The organism is Aestuariispira ectoiniformans (assembly GCF_025136295.1).
Classification (GTDB): Bacteria; Pseudomonadota; Alphaproteobacteria; order UBA8366; family Aestuariispiraceae; genus Aestuariispira_A; species Aestuariispira_A ectoiniformans.
Genome location: NZ_CP062788.1, coordinates 2697213 through 2719328 on the forward strand (window position 1 = coordinate 2697213; position 22116 = coordinate 2719328).

Genomic DNA, 22116 nt, shown 5'->3' on the forward strand with positions numbered 1-22116 from the left:
ACTGAAGTGCCTGGCGCCACAGTGATGATCCGGTAACGAGTTTTACACCGACCTTACCGAAGGTTTTCCCATGCAGATCAGCGAATTGAAAAACGAAGGCCTGAGCCGCGAATATTCCGTCACCATTCCGGCCGCCGACATCGACCAGCGTGTCGACGCGCGCCTGCAGGAAGTAGGCGCCACTGTCCGTATTCCTGGCTTCCGTCCGGGTAAAGTTCCTCTTAACATGCTGCGTCAGCGTTTCAGCAAGTCCGTTTTGGGCGAAGTGCTGGAAAGCGCGGTGAATGAAACCAGCCAGGAAGTTCTGCGCGAGAATGATCTGCGTCCGGCTATGCAGCCGAAGATCGAGATCGAGAGCTTCGAAGAGGGCAAAGACCTGGTCTTCAAAGTCGGCGTCGAATGTATGCCGGAAATTGAAGAAGCGGATTACAGCAAAATCAAGCTGACCCGCTTGAAAGCCAAAGTCGAAGACAAGGAAGTCGACGACGCTCTGGAGCGTATCGCGAAAGATTTCCGCAAGACCGAGCCGGTTGCCAAAGCCCGCAAGGCGAAGGCTGGTGACGTTACGGTTATCGACTTCAAAGGCAGCATTGACGGTGAAGTGTTTGAAGGCGGTGCCGGTGAAGGGCATCACCTGGAACTGGGTTCCAACCGCTTCATCCCGGGTTTTGAAGACCAGATTGTCGGCACAAAGCCGGGCGACAGCCTGGACGTGAAAGTGACCTTCCCGGAAGATTACCACGCAAATGACCTGGCGGGCAAAGAAGCTGTCTTTGCCGTCGACGTGAAGGAATTGCGTGAATATGTCGACCAGGAAGTGAACGACGAGTTTGCTGAAAGCCTGGGCCTGGAAAACCTGGATGCGTTGAAGCAGCAGGTTCGCGAGCGTCTGGAACAGGACTACGGTCAGGTTAGCCGCTCCCGCATGAAGCGTGACCTTCTGGATGCCCTGCACGAAGCGCATGATTTTGAAGTGCCTGCCGGCATGGTCGATCAGGAATTCGAGCAGATCTGGCAGCAGTTCGAACAGGCCAAGGAAGCAGGCCAGCTTGACGAGGAAGAGACCTCCAAGGATGAAGAAGAGCTGAAAACGGAATATCGCGATATTGCGAAACGCCGTGTGATGCTTGGCCTGTTGCTGTCTGAAGTTGGTTCCAAGAACAACATTCAGGTATCGCAGGACGACATCAACCGTGCGATGGTCCAGGAAGCTCAGAAATATCCGGGCCAGGAAACGCAGGTTCTGCAGTTCTATCAGAAGAACCCGCAGGCTCTTGCCAACCTGCAGGCGCCGATCTTTGAAGACAAGGTCGTCGACTTCCTGTTGGAGATGGTCAAAATTGACGACAAGGATGTCAGCGTCGAAGATCTGATGAAAGACCCGGACGAAGAAGAAGCTGCTCCGAAAAAGAAAGCTTCCTCCAAGAAGGCGTCTTCCAAAAAAGCCTCGGCTAAAAAAGCCAAAGCGAAAAAGTCGGACGACTAAAATCCTTCCATAGAAAAAGCTAAGTTTGGCTTTTTTTCTGGGAAAAGACTTATATGCTAGTCCCGCGTTCTTTACGGTTGAATTGACCGGTCTAAGGACGCGGGACTTTTGTCTATAAACCCGCGACGAACAGGAGAGCCTTGGGACAATGCGTGACCCGATTGATCTTTATATGAACACTCTGGTTCCGATGGTGGTTGAGCAGACCAACCGTGGCGAACGCTCTTACGATATTTATTCCCGCCTTCTGAAAGAGCGAATCATTTTCCTGACGGGGCAGGTCGATGACCATGTGGCCAGCCTGATCTGTGCACAGCTTTTGTTCCTCGAATCGGAAAACCCGAACAAGGATATCGCCTTCTATATCAATTCACCGGGCGGCGTCGTGACCTCCGGGATGTCCATTTACGACACCATGCAGTATATCCGTCCTTCCGTTTCTACGGTTTGCATGGGGCAGGCGGCGTCCATGGGGTCCCTGTTGCTGACGGCCGGGGCGGCTGGAAAGCGATTCGCGCTGCCCAACAGCCGGATTATGATTCACCAGCCGTCGGGCGGTGCTCAGGGCCAGGCGACGGACATTGAAATCCAGGCCCGTGAAATCCTGCGCATGCGTGCACGTCTTAACAACATCTATGTCGAGCATACCGGGCAGGATCTGGAAACGATCGAAAAAGCTATGGACCGCGATAAATTCATGGAAGCGGACGAGGCAAAGGAATTCGGTCTGATTGACGAGGTGGTCGACAAGCGCCCCATCGCCATTGCCGCGGAAGAGGAAAGCGATAAATAATTTCGGGCTTTGCTTGAGGGCAAATCAGAGAGTTGTTATCCGTCGGCCCCTGTCGCAAGGCAGGGGCCGATTTACTACCTGTTTACCGATTTCTGACATCATTGATCAACGGTCCTTGGTATCGCAGAGCGGTGCTCCTACATAGGAAAGAGGTTTTTTTGCCGTTTTTCGGATTGTAGGAGCGGTATGGGACCGTATAATTGACGAAGTGAAGCAGCCGATCTGGCAAAGTTAAGGGACGAGAGATTACGGTATGACCAAGTCTAGCGGAAGCAGCGACAGCAAGAACACCCTCTACTGCTCTTTTTGTGGGAAGAGCCAGCACGAGGTTCGTAAGCTGATTGCCGGTCCCACCGTATTCATTTGCGATGAATGCGTGGAACTGTGCATGGATATCATCCGTGAAGACAACAAGTCCGCGGTGTCAAAGTCCCACGATGGCGTGCCGACGCCACAGGAAATTCGTGAGGTTCTCGATGACTATGTCATCGGACAGGATTACGCGAAACGTGTGTTGGCTGTGGCCGTTCACAACCATTACAAACGCCTGGCGCATCAGGGCAAGAACAGCGATGTTGAACTGGCCAAGTCCAACATTCTGCTGGTAGGACCGACCGGTTGCGGTAAGACCCTGCTGGCCCAGACGCTGGCGCGCATCCTGGATGTGCCCTTCACCATGGCTGACGCCACCACCCTGACCGAAGCCGGTTATGTTGGTGAGGACGTTGAGAATATTATTCTCAAACTGCTGCAGTCGGCCGACTACAATGTGGAGCGGGCACAGCGCGGGATCGTCTATATTGACGAGGTCGACAAGATCAGCCGCAAGTCTGATAACCCATCCATCACCCGGGATGTATCCGGTGAAGGCGTTCAGCAGGCGCTGCTGAAAATCATGGAAGGCACTGTCGCATCCGTGCCGCCACAGGGTGGCCGTAAGCATCCGCAGCAGGAGTTCCTGCAGGTTGATACGACGAATATCCTGTTTATCTGCGGCGGCGCGTTCGCCGGTTTGGACAAGATCATCGCCTCGCGCGGTAAAGGGTCCGCCATCGGTTTCGGTGCTGATGTGAAATCGGAAGACGACAGGAATGTCGGCGACATCCTGATGGATGTTGAGCCGGAAGACCTGCTCAAATTTGGTCTGATCCCGGAATTTGTGGGTCGTGTGCCGGTTCTGGCGACCTTGCGTGACCTGGACGAAGACGCGTTGATCGATATTCTCACCACGCCGCGCAATGCGTTGGTGAAGCAGTATCAGCGCTTGTTCGAAATGGAAAATGTGAAGTTGGACTTCACCGAAGACGCCCTGCGTGCAGTTGCTATAAAAGCGATTGAGCGTAAGACGGGCGCGCGCGGTCTGCGTTCTATCATGGAAGGCATTCTCCTGGACTCCATGTACGAACTGCCGACGCTGGAAGGGGTTGAAGAGATTGTCATTAACCGCGAAGTCGTAGAGGGGCGGGCAGATCCGCTACATATCTATGCCGAGCGCCACGACGAGGTAGAAACCAGCGCTTGAGCAGGCTGTTCTTGAAGCCTTGCATGCGAAGCGCCACATATGCTGGTGAGTGGTTTATTTCGGTCTAGTTCAGACCAAGTCTTTTCGGAGTAAAGGATCACATATGTTCGATATGAAGCAAGGTGACCTCTATCCTATTCTGCCCTTGCGGGATATCGTGGTTTTTCCGCATATGATCGTGCCGTTGTTTGTCGGCCGGGAAAAGTCCGTTCGTGCGCTTGAGGATGTCATGCGCGACGACAAGCAGATTCTGCTGGTCACACAGAAGAATGCTGCGGTAGACGATCCCGCCAAGGACGATATTTATGAGGTTGGCACAATTGGTACTGTTCTGCAGCTGCTGAAGCTGCCGGATGGCACGGTGAAGGTTCTGGTTGAAGGCCAGCAACGTGCAAAAATCTCAAGTTTTACCGATAACGATGATTTCTTCCAGGCATATGCCGAGGCGATTGACGAGGAAGAAGGCGAAGAGGCGGAACTGTCCGCACTCAGCCGTGCCGCCGTCAGCCAGTTTGAACAGTATATCAAGCTGAACAAGAAAGTTCCGTCGGAAATCCTCAGTTCTATCAATCAGATTGAGGATCCGTCGAAGCTGGCGGATACGATTGCCCAGCATTTGACTTTGAAAATTGCCGAGAAGCAGGAGCTTCTCGAACTGGACACGGTCGAAGAACGCCTGGAGAAGATCTACTCCTTCATGGAAGGTGAGATCAGCGTGATGCAGGTTGAGAAACGCATCCGCAGCCGTGTTAAGCGCCAGATGGAGAAAACCCAGCGCGAGTATTATCTGAATGAGCAGATGAAGGCGATTCAGAAAGAGCTCGGCGAAGGTGAAGACGGCAAGGACGAACTTGCCGAACTGGAAGAAAAGATCGAGAAGACCAAGCTTTCGAAGGATGCGAAAGAAAAGGCCCATGCCGAGTTGAAAAAACTGCGTGCCATGAGCCCGATGTCCGCGGAAGCGACGGTTGTACGCAACTATCTTGACTGGTTGTTGAATATTCCCTGGAAGAAGCGCAGCCGGGTTAAGAAGGACCTGAAAGAAGCAGAGAAGGTCTTGAATGCGGATCACTATGGCTTGGAAAAAGTCAAAGAGCGCATCCTTGAATATCTTGCTGTCCAGGCCCGTATGAACAAGGTCAAGGGGCCCATTCTGTGTCTTGTTGGCCCGCCGGGCGTTGGTAAGACCTCGCTGGGGCAGTCCATTGCCAAGGCGACAAACCGTCATTTCGTACGTATGTCCCTTGGTGGCGTTCGGGACGAATCGGAGATTCGTGGCCATCGCCGGACCTATATCGGTTCCATGCCGGGTAAGGTTATCCAGGGCATGAAAAAGGCCAAGACGTCCAACCCGATGTTCCTTCTCGATGAGATCGACAAGTTGGGTGCGGACTGGCGTGGTGATCCTTCTTCGGCACTTCTTGAAGTTCTGGACCCGGAACAGAACGCTACTTTTGCGGACCACTACCTGGAAGTTGACTATGACCTTTCGGATGTGATGTTCGTCACGACAGCCAACACGCTGAACATGCCGGGGCCGTTGCGGGACCGCATGGAGATCATCCGCATCCCGGGTTATACCGAGGACGAAAAGGTTGAGATCGCCAAGCGGCACCTGATTCCCAAACAGATGAAGGAAAACGGGCTGAAAGAAGCGGAGTGGAAGATTGAGGATAAGGCAATCCGTGACCTCATTCGCTATTACACTCGCGAAGCCGGCGTTCGTAATCTGGAACGTGAAATCGCCAACCTGTGCCGTAAAGGTATCAAGGAAATCATGATGGAAGGCGAATCGCAGGTTGTTATCACCAAGGATAATCTGTCCGATGCGAAGTTCGCCGGTGTTCGTCGCTTCCGCTATGGCGAGGTTGAGGAAGAAGACCTTGTTGGTGTTGTGACAGGTCTCGCCTGGACTGAAGTTGGTGGCGAATTGCTGTCGATCGAGGCGGTTATGATCCCGGGCAAGGGCAAGATTACCAAGACGGGTAAACTTGGCGATGTGATGCAGGAATCCATCGCAGCGGCTGAAAGCTATGTCAAAAGTCGTGCGCCTTCGTTTGGTATCAAGCCGACGACCTTTGAGAAAACCGACATTCACCTTCACGTTCCGGAAGGGGCTACCCCGAAAGATGGTCCGTCTGCTGGTGTGGCCATGGTCACCTCGATGGTGTCCGTGCTGACTGGTATTCCCGTGCGCAAGGATGTGGCGATGACAGGTGAGATTACCCTGCGTGGCCGGGTCCTGCCAATTGGCGGGTTGAAGGAAAAACTGCTGGCTGCTCTGCGTGGTGGTATCAAGACAGTTCTGATCCCGCATGATAACGAGAAGGACCTCGCGGATATCCCCGATAACGTGAAAGAAAATCTCACTATCATCCCGGTCAAGACTGTCGATGAGGTGCTGGAGCGGGCCTTGGCCGATGCGTTGAAGCCGATTGAATGGACTCCGGAGGATCAGGAGGCGGTAGATAAGATATCTACTTCCGATTCGACGAAGGACAGACCGGGCGTTACAACTCACTGATATCCGGCATTGTCGGAAATAATATTGCAAACAGGCCTCCATTTGGGGGCCTGTTTTGTTTGCTAGTGATTTGTCAACAGTTCAAAAGTGAAAAAACCTGTGGAAAAATCGCAGAATTCTGCGGTTTTCCAATTGACGGGCCATTCCTATTGCTCTTAAACTTCAGCCCGTAACAAGAACGGATTGTCCGTTATTAATATCAACATAAACCCGCATCCAATGAGGGGGGTCTAGACGTGAATAAAAACGATCTTGTCGCTTCTGTTGCTTCTGCTTCCGGTCTGTCTAAAGCTGACGCCGCCGGTGCCGTTGACGCTGTATTTGACGCAATCACTGGTGCCTTGAAAGGCGGCGACGAAGTTCGCCTTGTTGGCTTTGGTACTTTCTCCGTTGCTGATCGCGCCGCTTCTGAAGGCCGCAATCCGCGTACCGGTGAAAAAATCCAGATCCCGGCTTCCAAGCAGCCGAAGTTCAAGGCTGGTAAAGGCCTGAAAGATTCCGTGAACGGCTAATTCAGCTTTCACGAGACTTTAAACCGGTCGCCTTTCGAGGCGGCCGGTTTTTATTTTATGAAAATGAAAAAAAGTGATTTTAGGCTATTGATTGCCCGGCGTATTCGATCTATAAACTGCGCCGCAACGGGCGGTTAGCTCAGCTGGGAGAGCATCTCGTTTACACCGAGAGGGTCGGCGGTTCGATCCCGTCACCGCCCACCAAAAAAAGCCTTTGAAGTTTATAACTTCTGGGCTTTTTTTGTTTTTGGCCCAAGGTTGCAATTTTCCCTATTTTCGACCGGATAATAGCGTCCACGGTTCAAGCCGATAAGACGGCCGCTGTGGTGTGTATACGTGCCCGTTGGGCGGGAAATGTTAGGACGACCTCTCAAGCGCTCTGAGATAGGCCAGTGATCCGGATAAAAAAGGGGCGGAGGTGCCAAAACACCGCCGCCCTGTGAATTTCAGCCTAAGGAGGTGTTGTCAGTCACTTAGGCTGTCGTATTTGACGACTGTCTGATCAATTGCACCAAAGACCGATTGCCCGTCGCTATCCTTCATTTCGATTCGGATCTGGTCACCGAACTTCATGAATGGGGTGCTCGGTTTGCCATTGTTGATCGTTTCGATCATGCGGATTTCAGCGATACAGGAATAACCGACGCCACCATCCTTGATGGCAGAACCATGTTCGGTATTCTGTTTATTGGAGATCGTGCCGGAACCGACGATGGCGCCCGCGCCCAGGGGACGGGTTTTAGCGGCATGGGACACCAGTTCTGGGAAACTGAACGTCATGTCGGTTCCTGCGTCTGGCTTGCCGAAGGCCTCATTGTTCAAGGTGCTGAGAAGGGGCAGGGAGAGCTTCTCACCGTCCCAGGCGTTCCCGAGCTCATCAGGCGTTACAGCGACCGGTGAGAAGGCGCTGGAAGGTTTGCTCTGGAAGAAGCCAAAGCCCTTTGCCAGTTCTCCCGGGATGAGGCCTCGCAGGCTGACGTCATTAACCAGCATAAGCAGTTTGATGTGCTGAGCGGCCTGTTGAGCGGAGACCCCCATGGGTACGTCGTCGGTGATGACAGCAATCTCGGCTTCAAAATCAATACCCCACTCCTCACTCGCCAGCGGGATATCGTCGTGGGGGCCGATGAAGGAATCGGAACCGCCCTGATACATCAGCGGGTCCGTCCAGAAGCTGTCGGGAATCTCCGCGCCACGGGCCTTCCGAACGAGTTCCACATGATTTACATAGGCGGAACCATCCGCCCATTGGTAGGCGCGGGGCAGGGGGCTTTCTGCGTCGCTTTCAGAAAAGGAGATCGTATCATCACACTTGCCCGCGTTCAGGTCGTCATAAACCTGTGCCAGGCGTGGAGAGATTTCCTCCCAATTATCAAGAGCTTGTTGCAGTGTTTTTGAGATGTCCTCTACAGAAACAGCTTTTGTCAGATCCCGGCTTACGACAACAAGTTTGCCGTCGCGCGTTCCGGATTTCAGGGTTGCCAGTTTCACTCTGTCGCTCCTCTCAGCCTTGCCAGCTTTTTACGTAGTTGTGGTTTTCGATTCCGTCCGGCATGTCTCCGACGTCCAATGCATCACGGGTATCAATCATGACAGCGTATTCGTCAGTGGCCGGTTTGGATTGCTTGAAGGCATTCTGCATCGCTTTCGGATGTGGCCCATGCGTAAAGCCGCAAGGGTGGAAGGTCATCATGCCGGCGTCGATGTTATCCCGGCTGAAGAAATCACCGGCGTGATAGAACAGCACTTCGTCATAGTCGTCGTTGTTGTGATAGAAGGGCACCTTCAATGCGTCATCTGACGATTCGAACGGACGAGGGCAGAAGGTACAGACGACGAATCGGTCGGCCACAAATGTAGTGTGCGCCGACGGCGGCAGATGATAGCGATGGCTCATCAGGGGGCGAATATCACGGACATTCACCCGAACCGGGCAGAGGTCGCCTTTCCAACCAACAACATCCAACGGATTGAACGGATAGGTAACCGTGCTGGTAACATCACGGCGTTTGATGACGACTTTCCACGTACCGTCCGGACCCAGGAACGCTTTTTGTTCCTGAAATGCTTCGTCCAGCGTGGGATGGTCCAAAACAGCAGGGTCAAAAATTGCATGGGGCCCCACAAGGCCTTTTTCAGGCAGCAGGTAGCTGCTGTTTGTTGCTTCTATGAGAAGGGCCATGACGGGGGAAGTGCATTCCAGGCGCCACATCGTGCCGCGTGGCAACATGATATAGTCGCCCGCTTCGAAGGCCAGGTGACCAAAGTCGCAATAGAGGTGACCGGCGCCGGTATGAATGAATAGCAATTCATCGCCATCACCATTGCGTACCAGGTGATCCATTTTTGCCGGTGCGCGCCACATACGTATTTTGACGCTGTTGTTATGGAGAACCTGCGTGGCATCCCAGGGGGATGACTGAAGAGCTTCCAGTTTGTTAAGGTCGAAGGCGCGGGGACGTAGCGGACCCTCCCAGTCGATCCAACCGGTCGGTGCATGTGCATGGTAGAGGTGAGATGCCGGGCCGAAGAACCCTTCTTTCCCCATCTCCCTCTCATAGGTGCCATCCGGCAGGTTTGTATGTGCCTGCCTGCTGGTCTGCCCCTCGATACGGGGGAATGAAATATATTTCTTCATGATATCCCTCGCTCTTTAATATCTGAGCGTTTGATTGTGGTTTGTCGATCTGCAACGCACTTCGCGTAAATCTTGGTTTGCGATAGTGGGCGATCCAGAGTGTCCCATCACTCCCTTCTTTAAGTTAATAGTTTCAATTGAAATGAAGTCAAGGGTGTATGTTTCTTCTGAAACGATCTCGGTTAGATTGTGATTTGTCCTGTTTTAACGTTCAAATGACAAAGATCATTCAAAAAGTATCAAATGAAACAATCTGGACAGGAATTGGAGGCTGGGGTATCAGTTGACTGCCACACTTGGTTACTTGTTGTGGGAGATGAGAACATGGGAGGAGAGTTATGATGGGATATCTCGGGCGAAATTCCCTGATCGGAGGCATGGCACTTGCGCTGGTTGCGGCGTTTAACGGCCATGCGGCTAATGCTGCAGGTGACGTCATTGAATTGAAGATGGCGCATTACCTGCCGACAGCAAATGGTATGCACGAGGACTTCATGGAGCCCTGGGCCCGTGAATTGGAAAAGCGCACCAATGGCAAGGTCAAGGTTACGATCTATCCTGGTGGTACACAGCTAGGTAATATCGCCAAGCTTTATGATGAGGTTCGCAGTGGCGTTGTGGATATCGCGCATGGACTGCGTGGTGTCCCGAATGGCCGCTTCAAGAAAACCTCGATCATCGAATTGCCCTTCATGTCGAGCAGCGCGGATGCAGCAAGCCGCACCCTGTGGGCGCTCTATCCGCAATACCTGAAAGACGAATATCCAGGCGTGAAAATGCTCGCGTTGCACGCCCATAATGGCGGTCTGCTTCACACTGGCAGCAAGCCCATTCAAACAATGGACGATTTGAAAGGTTTGCGTATCCGCTTCCCTAGTGGCCCGATCAAGGCGTTGCTGGAAGAATGGGGTGCTACCCCGCAAGGGCTTCCGCCGGGGAAAGTGTATGAGAGTGTGCAGAAGGGCGTCATCGACGGATCGCTGCTCCCATGGGACCCGATTAACAGTTTCAAACTGTCGGAAGTCATGAACTATCACACTGACGTGGGCGGTGTTTATACCGTGTCCTTCTGGTTTGCCATGAATGAGCGGAAATACAATAGCCTGCCTGCGGATGTCCGGAAGGCTATTGACGATATTTCGGGTGACAACCTGATCGGTAAATTCGGTGGCTGGTGGAACCGATGGGACAAGCTTGGCAAAGACCTTGCTGTGGCCAAAGGAGATCCGATTACGGTTCTGGACAAACAGGAACAGGCCAAATGGGAAAAAGCGGCGGAGCCGGTCATTGATGAATGGTTGTCCAAACTGGAAGACGACGGCGTTGATAACGCTCGCGAAATCTATAAGGCGATGAAAGACAAAGTTGCCGAATACGAAGGCTAACCGAAGCTGAAACAAAGCCTGACGATTGGGGGCCGCAATGGCCCTCAATTGGACGGGTTTAATAATGATAAAGGCAGCATGACTGCCTGGGTGAGGTAAGTGGTGATGGGGCGAATCGTAAAATTATTTCATTTACTGTCACGTTGGTGCGCCTATCTGGGCGTTGTTTCTCTATCAATAGCAATGCTCGTGACCGTTGCTGATGTGGCCCTGCGCGCCATTACGCGAATGAGCAATTGGTTTCTGGATACGCCGATCGGACTGGCGGTTCCCGGAGTCGTCGATCTGGTGCAGCTTTTTGTGATGGGCGCGGTATTCATGTCGATACCTTTCGCCTTCATGGCTGATGCCCATGTGTGTGTCGACCTGCTGACCGCGCGTCTGGGGGCACGGCGAGAGAGCTTCTTCAAAGGAATAGCGGCTTTCTGTTCCGCCGCTTTCATGACAGCGGTTCTGTATTACGGATGGGCGCAGGCACAGATGCAGATCGAATTTGGCGACTCGTCGTCAACATTGGAGATTCCGATGCTTTGGTTCTGGGTGGTTCTGTTGGCCGGCGCAGCTTCGTCTATCGTTGCCACATTGCTGACGGGAATCCATCAGTTGTTGACTGTTTTTAGAGTATCGTCGCATCGCGTTGATCCAAGCCGAATTGTGCAGGGAGAATAGACATGGAAGCGTCAACAATTGGCATCCTGGGATTTATAATCGCCCTGCTTTTAATATTGGTCCGCGTTCCCGTGGCAATTGCGATGGGGCTGGTTGGCGCCATCGGGTTCGGGATCATCAACGGATTCGACTCTGTGGCTTTTGTTATGGGGGCAGCTCCATTCGAATCGGTTTTCCCCTACACATTATCCGTTGTGCCTTTGTTTTTGATGATGGGGGTGTTCGCATCGCATGCAGGGCTCTCAAGTAGCCTGTTTCGTGGCGTGAACGCCTTTGTCGGACATTTCAAGGGAGGGCTGGCAATGGCCAGCATCGGGGCTTGCGCCGGCTTTGGCGCGATCTGTGGGTCCAGCCTTGCGACAGCCGCAACGATGTGCCGTGTAACGCTCCCGGAAATGAGACGTCATGGATATGATGACAGCCTGTCTTCGGCAGCCATTGCTGCGGGCGGTACGTTAGGCGTTTTGATCCCCCCCAGCATTCTTCTGGTGATCTATGGTCTGTTGACTGAACAATCCATTGGTCGGTTGTTCGCGGCGGCTCTGATCCCGGGCCTTCTGGCGACGCTGTTATATATGGGGGCCGTGGCAGTTCAGGTTCGTAGAAATCCGGAACTGGGTCCGGCTGCGCGTAAGTACTCCTGGTCGGAGCGATTTGAAACCTTACGGGAAATCCGTGCGGTCGTCGGTCTCTTCGCGTTGGTGATTGGCGGCATCTACATTGGGTTGTTCTCTCCAACCGAAGCTGCGGCTGTCGGTGCATTCGGCGCAATTGTTATGGCTGTGGCGCGGAAGGCGATTACGAAATCCGTATTCTGGGAATGCATGCGTGAAACTGCACAGATGACGGGGATGATCTTCCTGATTCTCATCGGTGCGGCCGTCTTCAACTATTTTATCGAAACCACGAATTTGCCGCAGTTGCTTATCAGTGCCGTAGGGGAGGCGGGGTTGAGCCCGATAACGGTCCTGCTGTTGTTGATGGTGTTTTATATCATTCTCGGTTGCTTTATGGACGCGCTATCAATGATTCTCCTTACGGTGCCATTTGTGTTTCCGTTGATCTCTGCGTTGGGGTTGGATCCGATCTGGTTTGGCGTGTTGTTGGTTACAGTCGCAGAACTGGGACTGATCACGCCGCCGGTGGGAATGAACCTGTTCATTATCCAAGGGGTGGCCGGCAACATGCGCCTGGAGACCGTTGCGAAGGGAGTCGTACCATTTCTGATCGCAGATATAATACGCCTGGCGATTTTGATCCTGATTCCTGGTCTGGTGCTTTGGTTGCCAAGCATCACAGCGTTCTGAAATTCGCAAAAAACATAGGCTTTTTGTCGGCCTGAAAAAATATTAAGGAATGCGTGTTTTACTTGCTTGACAGTACCGGCCTGGAGCCGTAAATATCCGCCCGTCGCCACGGAGCGCGTAACGAAAACGCAACGCGGCGGCGGCACCTGAGGGGGTGTAGCTCAGTTGGTTAGAGCGCTGGCCTGTCACGCCAGAGGCCGCGGGTTCAAGTCCCGTCACTCCCGCCATCTTATGGCAACACACAAGGGCCGGTCATTCAGTTGACCGGCCCTTGTGTGTTTTATGCATTGTCAGGCTGTCCGCTTTTTATCATCTGGAATTTCACCGCTAAAATGCTGCTAATCTACTGATAAACATGTGAAAACCGTCATTTTATAAAAAAAATGAAATAATTCGCAGGGACTTGCTTGACAGTAGCGGGCTGGGGCCGTAAATATCCGCCCGTCGCCACGGAGCACGTAATGAAAACGCAACGCGGTGACGACACCTGAGGGGGTGTAGCTCAGTTGGTTAGAGCGCTGGCCTGTCACGCCAGAGGCCGCGGGTTCAAGTCCCGTCACTCCCGCCACTTCTTCTGTTCAAAATCCTTGGGCGAGGCATGATGGTAGCGTTGAGCTGCTGGGTATGCTGCGCCTCTTTTTTTATGCGCAATCTTAGCGTTTTTATATCCTCCACAGCTAAACTTATCCCTTTGCTTTTCCGGGTAATGTTTCTATAGTGCCGCCGCATCAGCGGAGCGGCTTTTTTGTTCAGGCTGCGTCATTTTTTTGCAGTGCGGCGTCTGGTCAGGCAGCCCCGCTTTTGTTAAGAAACGTTTGAATAATGGATCATGGGCGAAGACGGGTAGATCGGTACTTCTGGTGCCGGCCTGTTTTTATTGTAAATCCAGCCTGCCTGCTGACTTGCCTTTGCCAAGTTGCGGGTTGTGCTGAGGGGAGCGTTATATGGAAGAGCTCTTACGCGAGTATTTGCCGATTCTAGTGTTTTTGGGATTGGCGGTTGTGCTGTCCGCCGTACTTGTGTTCGGCAGCATGATCGTTGCCCGGCAGAAGCCGGACCCGGAAAAGCTTTCTGCTTACGAATGTGGTTTTGAAGCATTCGATGATGCCCGGACCCGTTTCGACGTTCGTTTTTATCTTGTCACCCTGCTGTTTATCATCTTCGACCTCGAAGTGGCCTTTCTGTTCCCATGGGCTGTCAGCCTCGGGAATATCGGGCTGTTCGGTTTCTGGTCGATGATCATTTTCCTGGGGATCCTGACTATTGGATTTGCCTATGAGTGGAAGAAAGGGGCGCTGGAATGGGAGTGATTAAACAGGACGCCGGTGCGCCGCTGCCTCCCGGTGACGCGCAGAATGCTGTTCTGAAAGCTGTTAACCAGGAGCTTCAGGACAAAGGTTTCGTCGTTGCGAATGTGGACAAGCTGGTCAACTGGGCGCGTACAGGTTCCATGTGGCCGATGACTTTCGGTCTGGCTTGTTGTGCCGTTGAGATGATTCATGCCTACATGCCGCGTTATGACCTTGACCGGTTTGGTGTTGTGGTGCGCGCGTCTCCTCGTCAGTCCGACGTGATGATTGTCGCGGGAACGCTGACGAACAAGATGGCACCGGCACTTCGCAAGGTTTACGACCAGATGGCCGAGCCGCGTTGGGTGATCTCGATGGGGTCCTGCGCGAATGGTGGTGGTTACTATCACTATTCCTATTCGGTTGTTCGTGGCTGTGACCGGGTTGTTCCGGTGGACATCTATGTACCGGGTTGCCCGCCGACGGCTGAGGCGCTGGTCTATGGGGTGCTGCAGCTCCAGAAGAAAATTAGGCGAACGGGTACAATCGCCCGATAATTGCGCGACTGGAGAGGATTCTCAGGACAATGGATGATAAATCCCAAGCGTTGGTCGATTTGGGCAACTATATCGCGGGTAAGTTTCCCGATGATATCAAAAGCCACGAATTGATTAATGGCGAACTGGTTGTTGTTGTTGGTTTGCGTTCAATCCAGAAAATTGCGCAGTTTGTCCGCGATGACGCCAACTGTCTCTTTAAAATGTGTGTTGATATCTGCGGTGTTGACTATCCGGAACGTGAAAAACGTTTCGAGGTGGTCTATAACCTTTTGAGTTTGAAGCAAAACTTGCGTTTGCGCCTCAAGGTGAACACCGATGAAGATACCGCTGTTCCGTCCGTTGCCGGTGTCTGGCCGTCGGCGAACTGGTTCGAGCGTGAAGCATGGGACATGTATGGTGTGTTCTTCAGCGAACATCCCGATCTGCGCCGTATTCTGACCGACTATGGTTTTGAAGGGCACCCGCAGCGCAAAGATTTCCCGCTTACCGGCTATGTCGAGGTGCGTTACGACGACGAGCAAAGCCGCGTTGTCTACGAACCGGTCAAGCTGACCCAGGAATTCCGCAACTTTGATTTCCTGAGCCCGTGGGAAGGCATGACGCCTCAGCTTCCCGGCGATGAAAAAGCCGAAGCACAAAACCAAGAGGGAGAGGGCAAGTAATCATGGCCGAACCCGCACTGAAACCAGAAGATCCGACAATCAAACCGCTGACCATGAACTTTGGTCCGCAGCACCCTGCAGCGCACGGTGTGTTGCGTATGGTCATGGAAATGGACGGCGAGGTCGTGGAGCGTCTGGACCCGCATATCGGTCTCCTCCATCGCGGTACCGAAAAGCTCATTGAATATAAGACCTATATGCAGGCGATCCCCTATTTCGATCGCCTGGACTATGTGGCGCCGATGGCGCAGGAGCATGCCTTCTGCCTGGCCACGGAAAAGCTGCTGGGGGTCGAAGTTCCGGAACGTGGTCAGTATATGCGCGTTCTCTGGGCTGAGATTAACCGTATCCTGAATCACCTGTTGAACGTTCCTGCATACGCCCTTGATATTGGGGCAATGACCCCGATGCTTTGGGCGTTTGAAGAACGCGAAAAGCTGATGGAGTTTTATGAAGGCGTTTGCGGTGCTCGTTTGCACGCAGCCTTCTTCCGCGTTGGCGGGGTTCATCAGGATATGCCGGCTGACATGGCCGAGAAAATCCTGGAATGGGCCGATGCCTTCCCGAAATTCCTTGCGGATATGGAAACGCTCCTCACGGACAACCGTATCTTCAAGCAGCGTTCGGTTGATATTGGAATTATTTCTCAGGAAGATGCCCTTGCCTGGGGATGCACCGGTCCGGTTCTGCGCGGTTCCGGGATTGCCTGGGACCTTCGTAAAGCTCAGCCTTACGACGTTTATGATCGCATGGACTTTGACATTCCGGTCGGTAAGACGGGTGACTGCTATGCGCGTTACCTGGTCCGTGTGGAAGAAATGCGCCAGAGCCTGCGCATTATCAAACAGTGCCTGGCTGAAATGCCCGAAGGACCGGTTCTCAGCACGGACAGCAAAGTCAGCCCGCCGCGTCGCGGTGACATGAAGCAGTCGATGGAAGCATTGATCCATCACTTCAAGCTTTATACCGAAGGCTTCCATGTTCCGGCTGGTGAAACCTATACCGCAGTCGAGGCACCGAAAGGTGAGTTCGGGGTTTATTTGGTGTCTGACGGAACCAACAAACCGTATCGCTGTAAAATCCGGGCGCCGGGCTTTGCCCATCTGCAATCCATGGATCACTTCTGCCGCGGCCATATGCTGGCAGACTCCGTGGCGATTTTGGGGGCGTTCGACGTCGTGTTTGGTGAGATCGACCGATGACAGTAGAGACATTTGAATTCGAAGGGGAATATCTGGCAGAGGTCGAAAGGGCCATTGCCAAATATCCCGAAGGCCGCGAGCAGAGCGCAGTTCTGGCTATGCTCGACCAGGCACAACGGCAAAACCACGCAAACGGTCACTATGTCACCGATGCGGCGATTGACACCATTTCGCGCATGTTGAGCATGCCGCGTATTCGTGTACTGGAAGTTGCCACCTTCTTCACAATGATCAACCTGGAGCCGGTTGGCGAGTACCACCTGCAGCTTTGTGGCACGACGCCGTGCATGCTGCGTGGGGCCAAGGACCTGCGGGCGGCCATTGAAAAGCATCTCGACATCGAAAATGGTGAGACGACTGCGGACAAGAAATTCACCTTGACCGAAGTTGAATGCTTGGGTGCTTGCTGTAACGCGCCGATGGTTCAGATCAATGACGATTTCTTTGAAGATCTGACGCCGGAAATCATGGTCGAAATTCTCGACAAATTGGCCAAGGGCGAAGATGTGACACCGGGGCCGCAGAACGGTCGCCATTGTTCGGAGCCGGAAGGTGGGCCGATTACGTTGCAGGAAGGTGATTTCCCGCAGCGTGCCGGAGCAGGGGAGTAAACCATGCTGCAAGATAAGGATCGTATGTACACAAATCTTTACGGATATTATCCGTGGAATTTGAAAGACGCGATGAAGCGTGGCGCCTGGTCCGATACCAAGACCTATATCGAAAAAGGCCGTGAATGGCTGGTCGAGGAAGTTAAGGAATCCGGCTTGCGTGGCCGTGGTGGTGCAGGCTTTCCGACCGGTTTGAAATGGTCGTTCATGCCCAAGCAAAGCGACGGTCGTCCGTCTTACCTGGTTGTGAACGCGGACGAATCGGAGCCGGGTACCTGTAAGGACCGCGAGATTATCCGTAATGACCCGCATATCCTGATCGAAGGATGCCTCCTGGCGTCCGTGGCGATGGGTGCTGAGGCTTGCTACATCTATATCCGTGGCGAGTTCGTGCGCGAAGCCCAGGTGTTGGAGGCAGCAGTTGCCGAAGCCTATGAAGCGGGCCTGATTGGTAAGAATGCCTGCAAATCCGGATATGACTTTGACCTTTACGTCCATCGTGGGGCAGGGGCTTACATCTGCGGTGAGGAAACCGCATTGATCGAAAGCCTGGAAGGCAAAAAAGGCCAGCCTCGTCTGAAGCCGCCGTTCCCGGCCATGGCTGGCCTGTATGGTTGCCCGACGACGGTGAACAATGTTGAATCGATTGCCTCCGTACCGGCGATCGTCAAACGCGGCGCAAGCTGGTTCAAGGGCTTTGGCCGCGAAAACAACCACGGTACCAAGCTGTTCTGCATATCGGGGCATGTAAACAAGCCCTGCAATGTGGAAGAATCCATGTCGATCTCCATGAAAGAGCTGTTGGAAAAACATTGCGGCGGCGTTCGTGGCGGTTGGGACAACCTGCTTGCAGTAATTCCTGGTGGTTCGTCGGTGCCAGTGATGCCGAAGAACCTCTGTGATGAAGCGATCATGGACTATGACGGTCTGAAAGAGCATGGGTCGGGCCTTGGCACCGCCGCTGTGATTGTCATGGATAAGTCCACGGACATTGTCGCGGCCATCGCGCGTCTCAGCTATTTCTACAAACATGAAAGCTGTGGCCAGTGCACGCCCTGTCGGGAAGGCACGGGCTGGATGTGGCGTGTTATGGAGCGTTTGGTGAAAGGCCAGGCCAATGTCGAGGAAATCGACATGCTCTGGGAAGTTACCAAACAGGTGGAAGGGCATACGATCTGCGCGTTGGGTGATGCGGCTGCATGGCCGATCCAGGGCCTGATCCGTCATTTCCGTCCTGAATTGGAGCGGCGCATTCTTGAAGCCCGCAAAAACGCGGCTTAAGGGAAAGAGGACTGACAATGCCGACGTGTAAAGTAAACGGCCAGGAAGTCGAATTCGAAGCCGGCATGACCGTCATGCAGGTCTGCGAGCTGGCGGGCGTAGAAGTGCCCCGTTTCTGCTATCACGAACGCCTTTCCGTTGCCGGTAACTGCCGTATGTGCCTGGTTGAAGTGAAGCCTGGACCGCCGAAGCCGGCGGCAAGCTGCGCTCTGCCGGCTGGTGATGGCATGGAAATCTCCACCGAAAGTGAAATGGTGAAGAAGGCGCGCAACGGCGTCATGGAGTTCCTGTTGATCAACCACCCCCTGGATTGCCCGATCTGCGACCAGGGTGGTGAATGTGACCTTCAGGACCAGGCCATGGCCTACGGCCGCGGCGGCAGCCGCTTCCACGAAAACAAGCGCGCAGTTAAAGACAAGTATATGGGTCCGCTGGTCAATACGATCATGACCCGTTGCATTCACTGCACACGCTGTGTTCGTTTCTCGACCGAGGTTGCAGGCGTCACCGATATGGGACTGTTGAACCGAGGTGAAAACGCTGAAATCTCCACGCTGGAAAAAGCGATCGCTTCGGAACTTTCCGCCAACGTGATTGATCTTTGCCCGGTTGGCGCACTGACCTCCAAGCCGTATGCCTTCAACGCACGGCCTTGGGAATTGCGCAAGACTGAGACAATCGACGTTCTGGATGCCGTGGGCTCCAACATTCGCGTCGATGCACGCGGTAACGAAGTTCTGCGTGTCCTGCCGCGTCTCAACGAAGATGTGAACGAAGAGTGGATCTCCGACAAAACCCGCTACGCCTGTGACGGCCTGAGTCGCCAGCGGTTGGACCGCCCGTATGTTCGCGGGGAAGACGGTAAACTGCAGGCTGCTGGCTGGAATGATGCCTTTGCGGCAGTTGCCGGGGCATTGGACGGCAAGGCGGGCGATGAGGTCGCCGCCATTGCCGGTGACCAGGTGGATGTTGAATCCATGTACGCCCTGAAAGAACTCATGGGCGCGCTGGGCAGCAGCAATATTGACTGCCGCCAGGACGGCGCGAAATTGGATAACAAGACCCGTGCTTCTTACCTCTTCAACACCAGCATCGCCGGTATTGAAGAAGCCGACGCGGTTCTGATTGTCGGTTCCAACCCGCGCTGGGAGGCACCGATCCTGAACGCCCGTCTTCGTAAGCGTTGGCTCACCGGCAAGATGAAAGTCGGCGTGATCGGTGAAACGCTTCGCCTGACCTACGACTATGAATATCTTGGCGCGGGCCCGGAAACGCTCAAGGAAGTTGCAGAAGGTAAGCACGATTTTGCAAAAGTGCTGAAAGATGCCGAAAACCCGATGATTATCGTGGGGGCAGGCGCTGTTGCACGCGAAGACGGTGCCCAGGTCTTGGCGGCTGCCAAGAAAGTTGCCGACACAACCGGGATGATCAAAGACGGGTGGAACGGTTTCAACCTACTGCAACGTGCCGCAAGCCGCGTTGGCGGGCTTGATATCGGCTTCCTCCCAGGCGAGGGCGGCAAAGACGTCGCCGGTATCCTGGACGGGGCCGAGAAAGGCGACATCAAGGTTGTATACCTGCTCGACGCAGATGAAATCGACACATCCAAATTGAAAGATGCTTTCGTAATCTACCAGGGCCATCATGGCGATGCTGGTGCAAAGGTCGCGGATGTGATCCTTCCGGGTGCTGCATATACCGAGAAGTCGGGTACCTATGTGAATACCGAAGGTCGTGTGCAGGTCGGTCGCCGGGCGGCATTTGCTCCGGGCGAAGGCCGTGAAGACTGGACGATCCTGCGGGCCCTGTCCGAGCGTCTTGGCAAAACCCTGCCTTACGACAACCTGACGGATCTCCGCATCAAGCTGCGGGGCGAGTTCCCGCATCTGGCGGAAATCGACGCGGCACCGACTGCCGAATGGGGTGATTTCGGTGTGGATGGTGCGGTGAAAGCGGATGCTTTCCAGAGCCCGGTCGAAAACTTCTACATGACTTGTGCAATTAGCCGGGCGTCGAAAACGATGGCTCAATGTACAGAGGAAATCCTTCTGAACGCGAAGGAGGTAACGGGAACAAATGGCTGAAATGGCGACACTTTTTAGCGGTGCCTGGTGGACGGATTATGCTTGGCCGCTGGTCGAGATCCTGATCTACTGCCTGGTCATTACCGTGCCGATCCTGCTGGCCGTGGCCTATCTGACGCTGGCCGAACGTAAGGTCATTGGCTGGATGCAGCTTCGTAAGGGGCCGAACGTTGTTGGTCCTTTCGGTTTGCTGCAGCCGCTGGCCGATGGTTTGAAGCTTTTCCTGAAAGAGACCATCGTTCCCTCAGGTTCAAACCGGGCCTTGTTCGTGATCGCACCAATGCTGACCTTCATCCTGGCGCTGATCGCATGGGCTGTTATTCCCTTTGATGAGGGACTGGTGCTGGCGGATATCAACGTCGGTATCCTGTATCTGTTCGCGATCTCCTCGTTTGGGGTCTACGGCATTGTCGTCGCCGGTTGGGCGTCCAACTCGAAATACGCGTTCCTGGGCGCACTTCGTTCCGCAGCACAGATGGTCTCTTACGAGGTTTCCATCGGTTTTGTGATCGTGAGCGTTCTGCTCTGCGTTGGATCGCTGAACCTCAGCGATGTTATCGAGGCACAGCGCGGTCTCTGGTTCTTCATTCCCCTGCTGCCGATGTTCGTGGTTTTCTTCGTGTCGGCACTGGCAGAGACAAACCGTGCACCGTTCGACCTTCCGGAAGCGGAAGCGGAACTGGTGTCCGGTTACAACGTCGAATATTCCGCAATGGCCTTCGCCCTGTTCTTCCTGGGTGAATACGCAAACATGATCCTGATGAGCGGTATGACCGTTGTGTTGTTCCTTGGTGGCTGGTTGCCGCCGGTGGATATCGCACCGTTCAACATGATCCCCGGGATTATCTGGTTTGCGTTGAAGATTGCGTTTGTTCTGTTCTGCTTCCTTTGGGTACGCGCCACATTCCCGCGTTATCGCTATGACCAGTTGATGCGGCTGGGCTGGAAGGTCTTCCTTCCGCTGTCGCTGGCCTGGGTAGTAATCACCGCGGGTGTATTGGTCGCTTTTGATCTGTTGCCGAAATGATGGCCGGATCAGGACAACGAGTTAAAGAGTTAAACAAAGTACGGCTTTGGAGAGGATAGATGGCTAGCTTGGATCGCACCGCCCGCTCTTTTTTGCTGGCGGAACTTCTGCAGGGCATGGCACTGACTTTGAAGTCCATGTTCCGGCCGAAGCACACCATCAACTATCCGTATGAAAAGGGACCGCTGAGCCCGCGTTTCCGTGGCGAGCATGCATTGCGCCGCTATGCGAACGGGGAAGAGCGTTGCATCGCCTGTAAACTTTGCGAGGCTATCTGCCCCGCGCAGGCGATTACCATTGAAGCGGAACCGCGTGAAGACGGCAGTCGCCGCACCACGCGATACGACATCGACATGACGAAATGTATCTATTGTGGCTATTGCCAGGAGGCATGTCCGGTGGATGCCGTGGTCGAAGGTCCGAACTTCGAATTCGCGACCGAAACCCGTGAAGAGCTTTACTACAACAAGGAAAAGCTCCTCGCGAATGGCGAACGTTGGGAAAACGAGATCGCTAAGAATATCGAACTCGACGCACCGTACCGCTAAGGGTCGGAGAGGGAAT

19 protein-coding genes and 3 tRNA genes are annotated in these 22116 nt (G+C 53.8%); 20 read left to right on the forward strand and 2 right to left on the reverse strand.

What is annotated here, in order from left to right:
- Positions 1–70: 70 nt before the first annotated feature.
- The 6 genes from tig (at position 71) to IF205_RS12610 (ending at position 7041) form a co-directional block, all read left to right on the forward strand.
- Positions 71–1486 (forward strand): trigger factor, encoded by a 1416-nt coding sequence (gene tig, locus IF205_RS12585; protein ID WP_259779712.1) that lies wholly within the window; start codon positions 71–73, stop codon positions 1484–1486.
- Between the two features lie 148 nt (positions 1487–1634).
- On the forward strand, positions 1635–2279 hold the full coding sequence (clpP, locus tag IF205_RS12590) for an ATP-dependent Clp endopeptidase proteolytic subunit ClpP (RefSeq protein ID WP_259779713.1): 645 nt from the start codon (positions 1635–1637) through the stop codon (positions 2277–2279).
- A gap of 253 nt (positions 2280–2532) precedes the next feature.
- A complete protein-coding gene (gene clpX, locus IF205_RS12595) occupies positions 2533–3801 on the forward strand; it encodes an ATP-dependent Clp protease ATP-binding subunit ClpX (protein WP_259779714.1) in 1269 nt (422 codons plus the stop codon).
- A gap of 103 nt (positions 3802–3904) precedes the next feature.
- Entirely contained in the window at positions 3905–6325 is a 2421-nt protein-coding gene (gene lon, locus IF205_RS12600; RefSeq protein ID WP_259779715.1) for an endopeptidase La, read from the forward strand.
- A gap of 236 nt (positions 6326–6561) precedes the next feature.
- Positions 6562–6837: a non-specific DNA-binding protein Hbs gene (gene hbs / locus IF205_RS12605; RefSeq protein WP_259779716.1), complete on the forward strand. Its 276-nt coding sequence runs from the start codon at positions 6562–6564 to the stop codon at positions 6835–6837.
- A 128-nt stretch (positions 6838–6965) separates the two neighbouring features.
- Positions 6966–7041: transfer RNA gene (locus IF205_RS12610), tRNA-Val, on the forward strand.
- A 261-nt stretch (positions 7042–7302) separates the two neighbouring features.
- On the opposite strand, the gene IF205_RS12615 is transcribed toward IF205_RS12610, so the two are convergent.
- Positions 7303–8328 carry a fumarylacetoacetate hydrolase family protein gene (locus tag IF205_RS12615; RefSeq protein ID WP_259779717.1) on the reverse strand — a complete coding sequence of 342 codons (1026 nt, stop codon included), beginning with the start codon at positions 8326–8328 and terminating at the stop codon, positions 7303–7305.
- A 13-nt stretch (positions 8329–8341) separates the two neighbouring features.
- Positions 8342–9475: a homogentisate 1,2-dioxygenase gene (locus IF205_RS12620; protein WP_259779718.1), complete on the reverse strand. Its 1134-nt coding sequence runs from the start codon at positions 9473–9475 to the stop codon at positions 8342–8344.
- Positions 9476–9813: 338 nt separating this feature from the next.
- On the opposite strand from IF205_RS12620, the gene IF205_RS12625 reads away from it, so the two are divergent.
- From IF205_RS12625 to nuoI, 14 genes are all read left to right on the forward strand, one after another.
- Complete coding sequence (locus IF205_RS12625; protein ID WP_259779719.1) at positions 9814–10860, forward strand: TRAP transporter substrate-binding protein; 1047 nt, start codon at positions 9814–9816, stop codon at positions 10858–10860.
- 189 nt (positions 10861–11049) lie between these two features.
- Positions 11050–11529, forward strand: a complete 480-nt coding sequence (locus IF205_RS12630) for a TRAP transporter small permease (RefSeq protein ID WP_259779720.1) — start codon at positions 11050–11052, stop codon at positions 11527–11529.
- A gap of 2 nt (positions 11530–11531) precedes the next feature.
- Positions 11532–12836, forward strand: coding sequence for a TRAP transporter large permease (locus IF205_RS12635; RefSeq protein WP_259779721.1), 1305 nt, complete (start codon positions 11532–11534; stop codon positions 12834–12836).
- Positions 12837–12986: 150 nt separating this feature from the next.
- Positions 12987–13063 (forward strand) — tRNA-Asp (locus tag IF205_RS12640).
- 264 nt (positions 13064–13327) lie between these two features.
- Positions 13328–13404: transfer RNA gene (locus IF205_RS12645), tRNA-Asp, on the forward strand.
- A 376-nt stretch (positions 13405–13780) separates the two neighbouring features.
- Positions 13781–14146 carry an NADH-quinone oxidoreductase subunit A gene (locus IF205_RS12650; RefSeq protein ID WP_259779722.1) on the forward strand — a complete coding sequence of 122 codons (366 nt, stop codon included), beginning with the start codon at positions 13781–13783 and terminating at the stop codon, positions 14144–14146.
- A complete protein-coding gene (locus IF205_RS12655) occupies positions 14137–14682 on the forward strand; it encodes a NuoB/complex I 20 kDa subunit family protein (protein WP_259779723.1) in 546 nt (181 codons plus the stop codon). Before IF205_RS12650 ends, IF205_RS12655 begins: the two co-directional genes overlap by 10 nt.
- Positions 14683–14699: 17 nt before the next feature.
- The gene (locus IF205_RS12660) at positions 14700–15347 is read left to right on the forward strand and encodes an NADH-quinone oxidoreductase subunit C (RefSeq protein ID WP_375542689.1); all 648 of its coding nucleotides are present in this window, start codon (positions 14700–14702) and stop codon (positions 15345–15347) included.
- Between the two features lie 2 nt (positions 15348–15349).
- Complete coding sequence (locus IF205_RS12665) at positions 15350–16549, forward strand: NADH-quinone oxidoreductase subunit D (protein WP_259779725.1); 1200 nt, start codon at positions 15350–15352, stop codon at positions 16547–16549.
- Positions 16546–17160 carry an NADH-quinone oxidoreductase subunit NuoE gene (gene nuoE, locus IF205_RS12670; protein WP_259779726.1) on the forward strand — a complete coding sequence of 205 codons (615 nt, stop codon included), beginning with the start codon at positions 16546–16548 and terminating at the stop codon, positions 17158–17160. The genes IF205_RS12665 and nuoE overlap by 4 nt, the downstream gene beginning before the upstream one ends.
- Positions 17161–17163: 3 nt before the next feature.
- Complete coding sequence (gene nuoF / locus IF205_RS12675) at positions 17164–18441, forward strand: NADH-quinone oxidoreductase subunit NuoF (protein WP_259779727.1); 1278 nt, start codon at positions 17164–17166, stop codon at positions 18439–18441.
- A 17-nt stretch (positions 18442–18458) separates the two neighbouring features.
- Positions 18459–20525 (forward strand): NADH-quinone oxidoreductase subunit NuoG, encoded by a 2067-nt coding sequence (nuoG, locus tag IF205_RS12680; RefSeq protein WP_259779728.1) that lies wholly within the window; start codon positions 18459–18461, stop codon positions 20523–20525.
- A gap of 1 nt (position 20526) precedes the next feature.
- Positions 20527–21552: an NADH-quinone oxidoreductase subunit NuoH gene (gene nuoH, locus IF205_RS12685; protein WP_259779729.1), complete on the forward strand. Its 1026-nt coding sequence runs from the start codon at positions 20527–20529 to the stop codon at positions 21550–21552.
- 59 nt (positions 21553–21611) lie between these two features.
- Positions 21612–22100, forward strand: a complete 489-nt coding sequence (nuoI, locus tag IF205_RS12690; RefSeq protein WP_259779730.1) for an NADH-quinone oxidoreductase subunit NuoI — start codon at positions 21612–21614, stop codon at positions 22098–22100.
- Positions 22101–22116 lie beyond the last annotated feature (16 nt).

Excerpts from the sequence above, each read along its gene's own strand:
- clpP (WP_259779713.1), top strand. The coding sequence starts at position 1,635 with ATGCGTGACCCGATTGATCTTTATATGAACACTCTGGTTCCGATGGTG.
- nuoF (WP_259779727.1), top strand. The coding sequence starts at position 17,164 with ATGCTGCAAGATAAGGATCGTATGTACACAAATCTTTACGGATATTAT.
- nuoH (WP_259779729.1), top strand. The coding sequence starts at position 20,527 with ATGGCGACACTTTTTAGCGGTGCCTGGTGGACGGATTATGCTTGGCCG.
- IF205_RS12620 (WP_259779718.1), bottom strand. The coding sequence starts at position 9,475 with ATGAAGAAATATATTTCATTCCCCCGTATCGAGGGGCAGACCAGCAGG.
- lon (WP_259779715.1), top strand. The coding sequence starts at position 3,905 with ATGTTCGATATGAAGCAAGGTGACCTCTATCCTATTCTGCCCTTGCGG.
- IF205_RS12635 (WP_259779721.1), top strand. The coding sequence starts at position 11,532 with ATGGAAGCGTCAACAATTGGCATCCTGGGATTTATAATCGCCCTGCTT.
- nuoG (WP_259779728.1), top strand. The coding sequence starts at position 18,459 with ATGCCGACGTGTAAAGTAAACGGCCAGGAAGTCGAATTCGAAGCCGGC.
- IF205_RS12655 (WP_259779723.1), top strand. The coding sequence starts at position 14,137 with ATGGGAGTGATTAAACAGGACGCCGGTGCGCCGCTGCCTCCCGGTGAC.
- clpX (WP_259779714.1), top strand. The coding sequence starts at position 2,533 with ATGACCAAGTCTAGCGGAAGCAGCGACAGCAAGAACACCCTCTACTGC.
- IF205_RS12665 (WP_259779725.1), top strand. The coding sequence starts at position 15,350 with ATGGCCGAACCCGCACTGAAACCAGAAGATCCGACAATCAAACCGCTG.
- IF205_RS12625 (WP_259779719.1), top strand. The coding sequence starts at position 9,814 with ATGATGGGATATCTCGGGCGAAATTCCCTGATCGGAGGCATGGCACTT.
- nuoE (WP_259779726.1), top strand. The coding sequence starts at position 16,546 with ATGACAGTAGAGACATTTGAATTCGAAGGGGAATATCTGGCAGAGGTC.
- IF205_RS12650 (WP_259779722.1), top strand. The coding sequence starts at position 13,781 with ATGGAAGAGCTCTTACGCGAGTATTTGCCGATTCTAGTGTTTTTGGGA.
- nuoI (WP_259779730.1), top strand. The coding sequence starts at position 21,612 with ATGGCTAGCTTGGATCGCACCGCCCGCTCTTTTTTGCTGGCGGAACTT.
- tig (WP_259779712.1), top strand. The coding sequence starts at position 71 with ATGCAGATCAGCGAATTGAAAAACGAAGGCCTGAGCCGCGAATATTCC.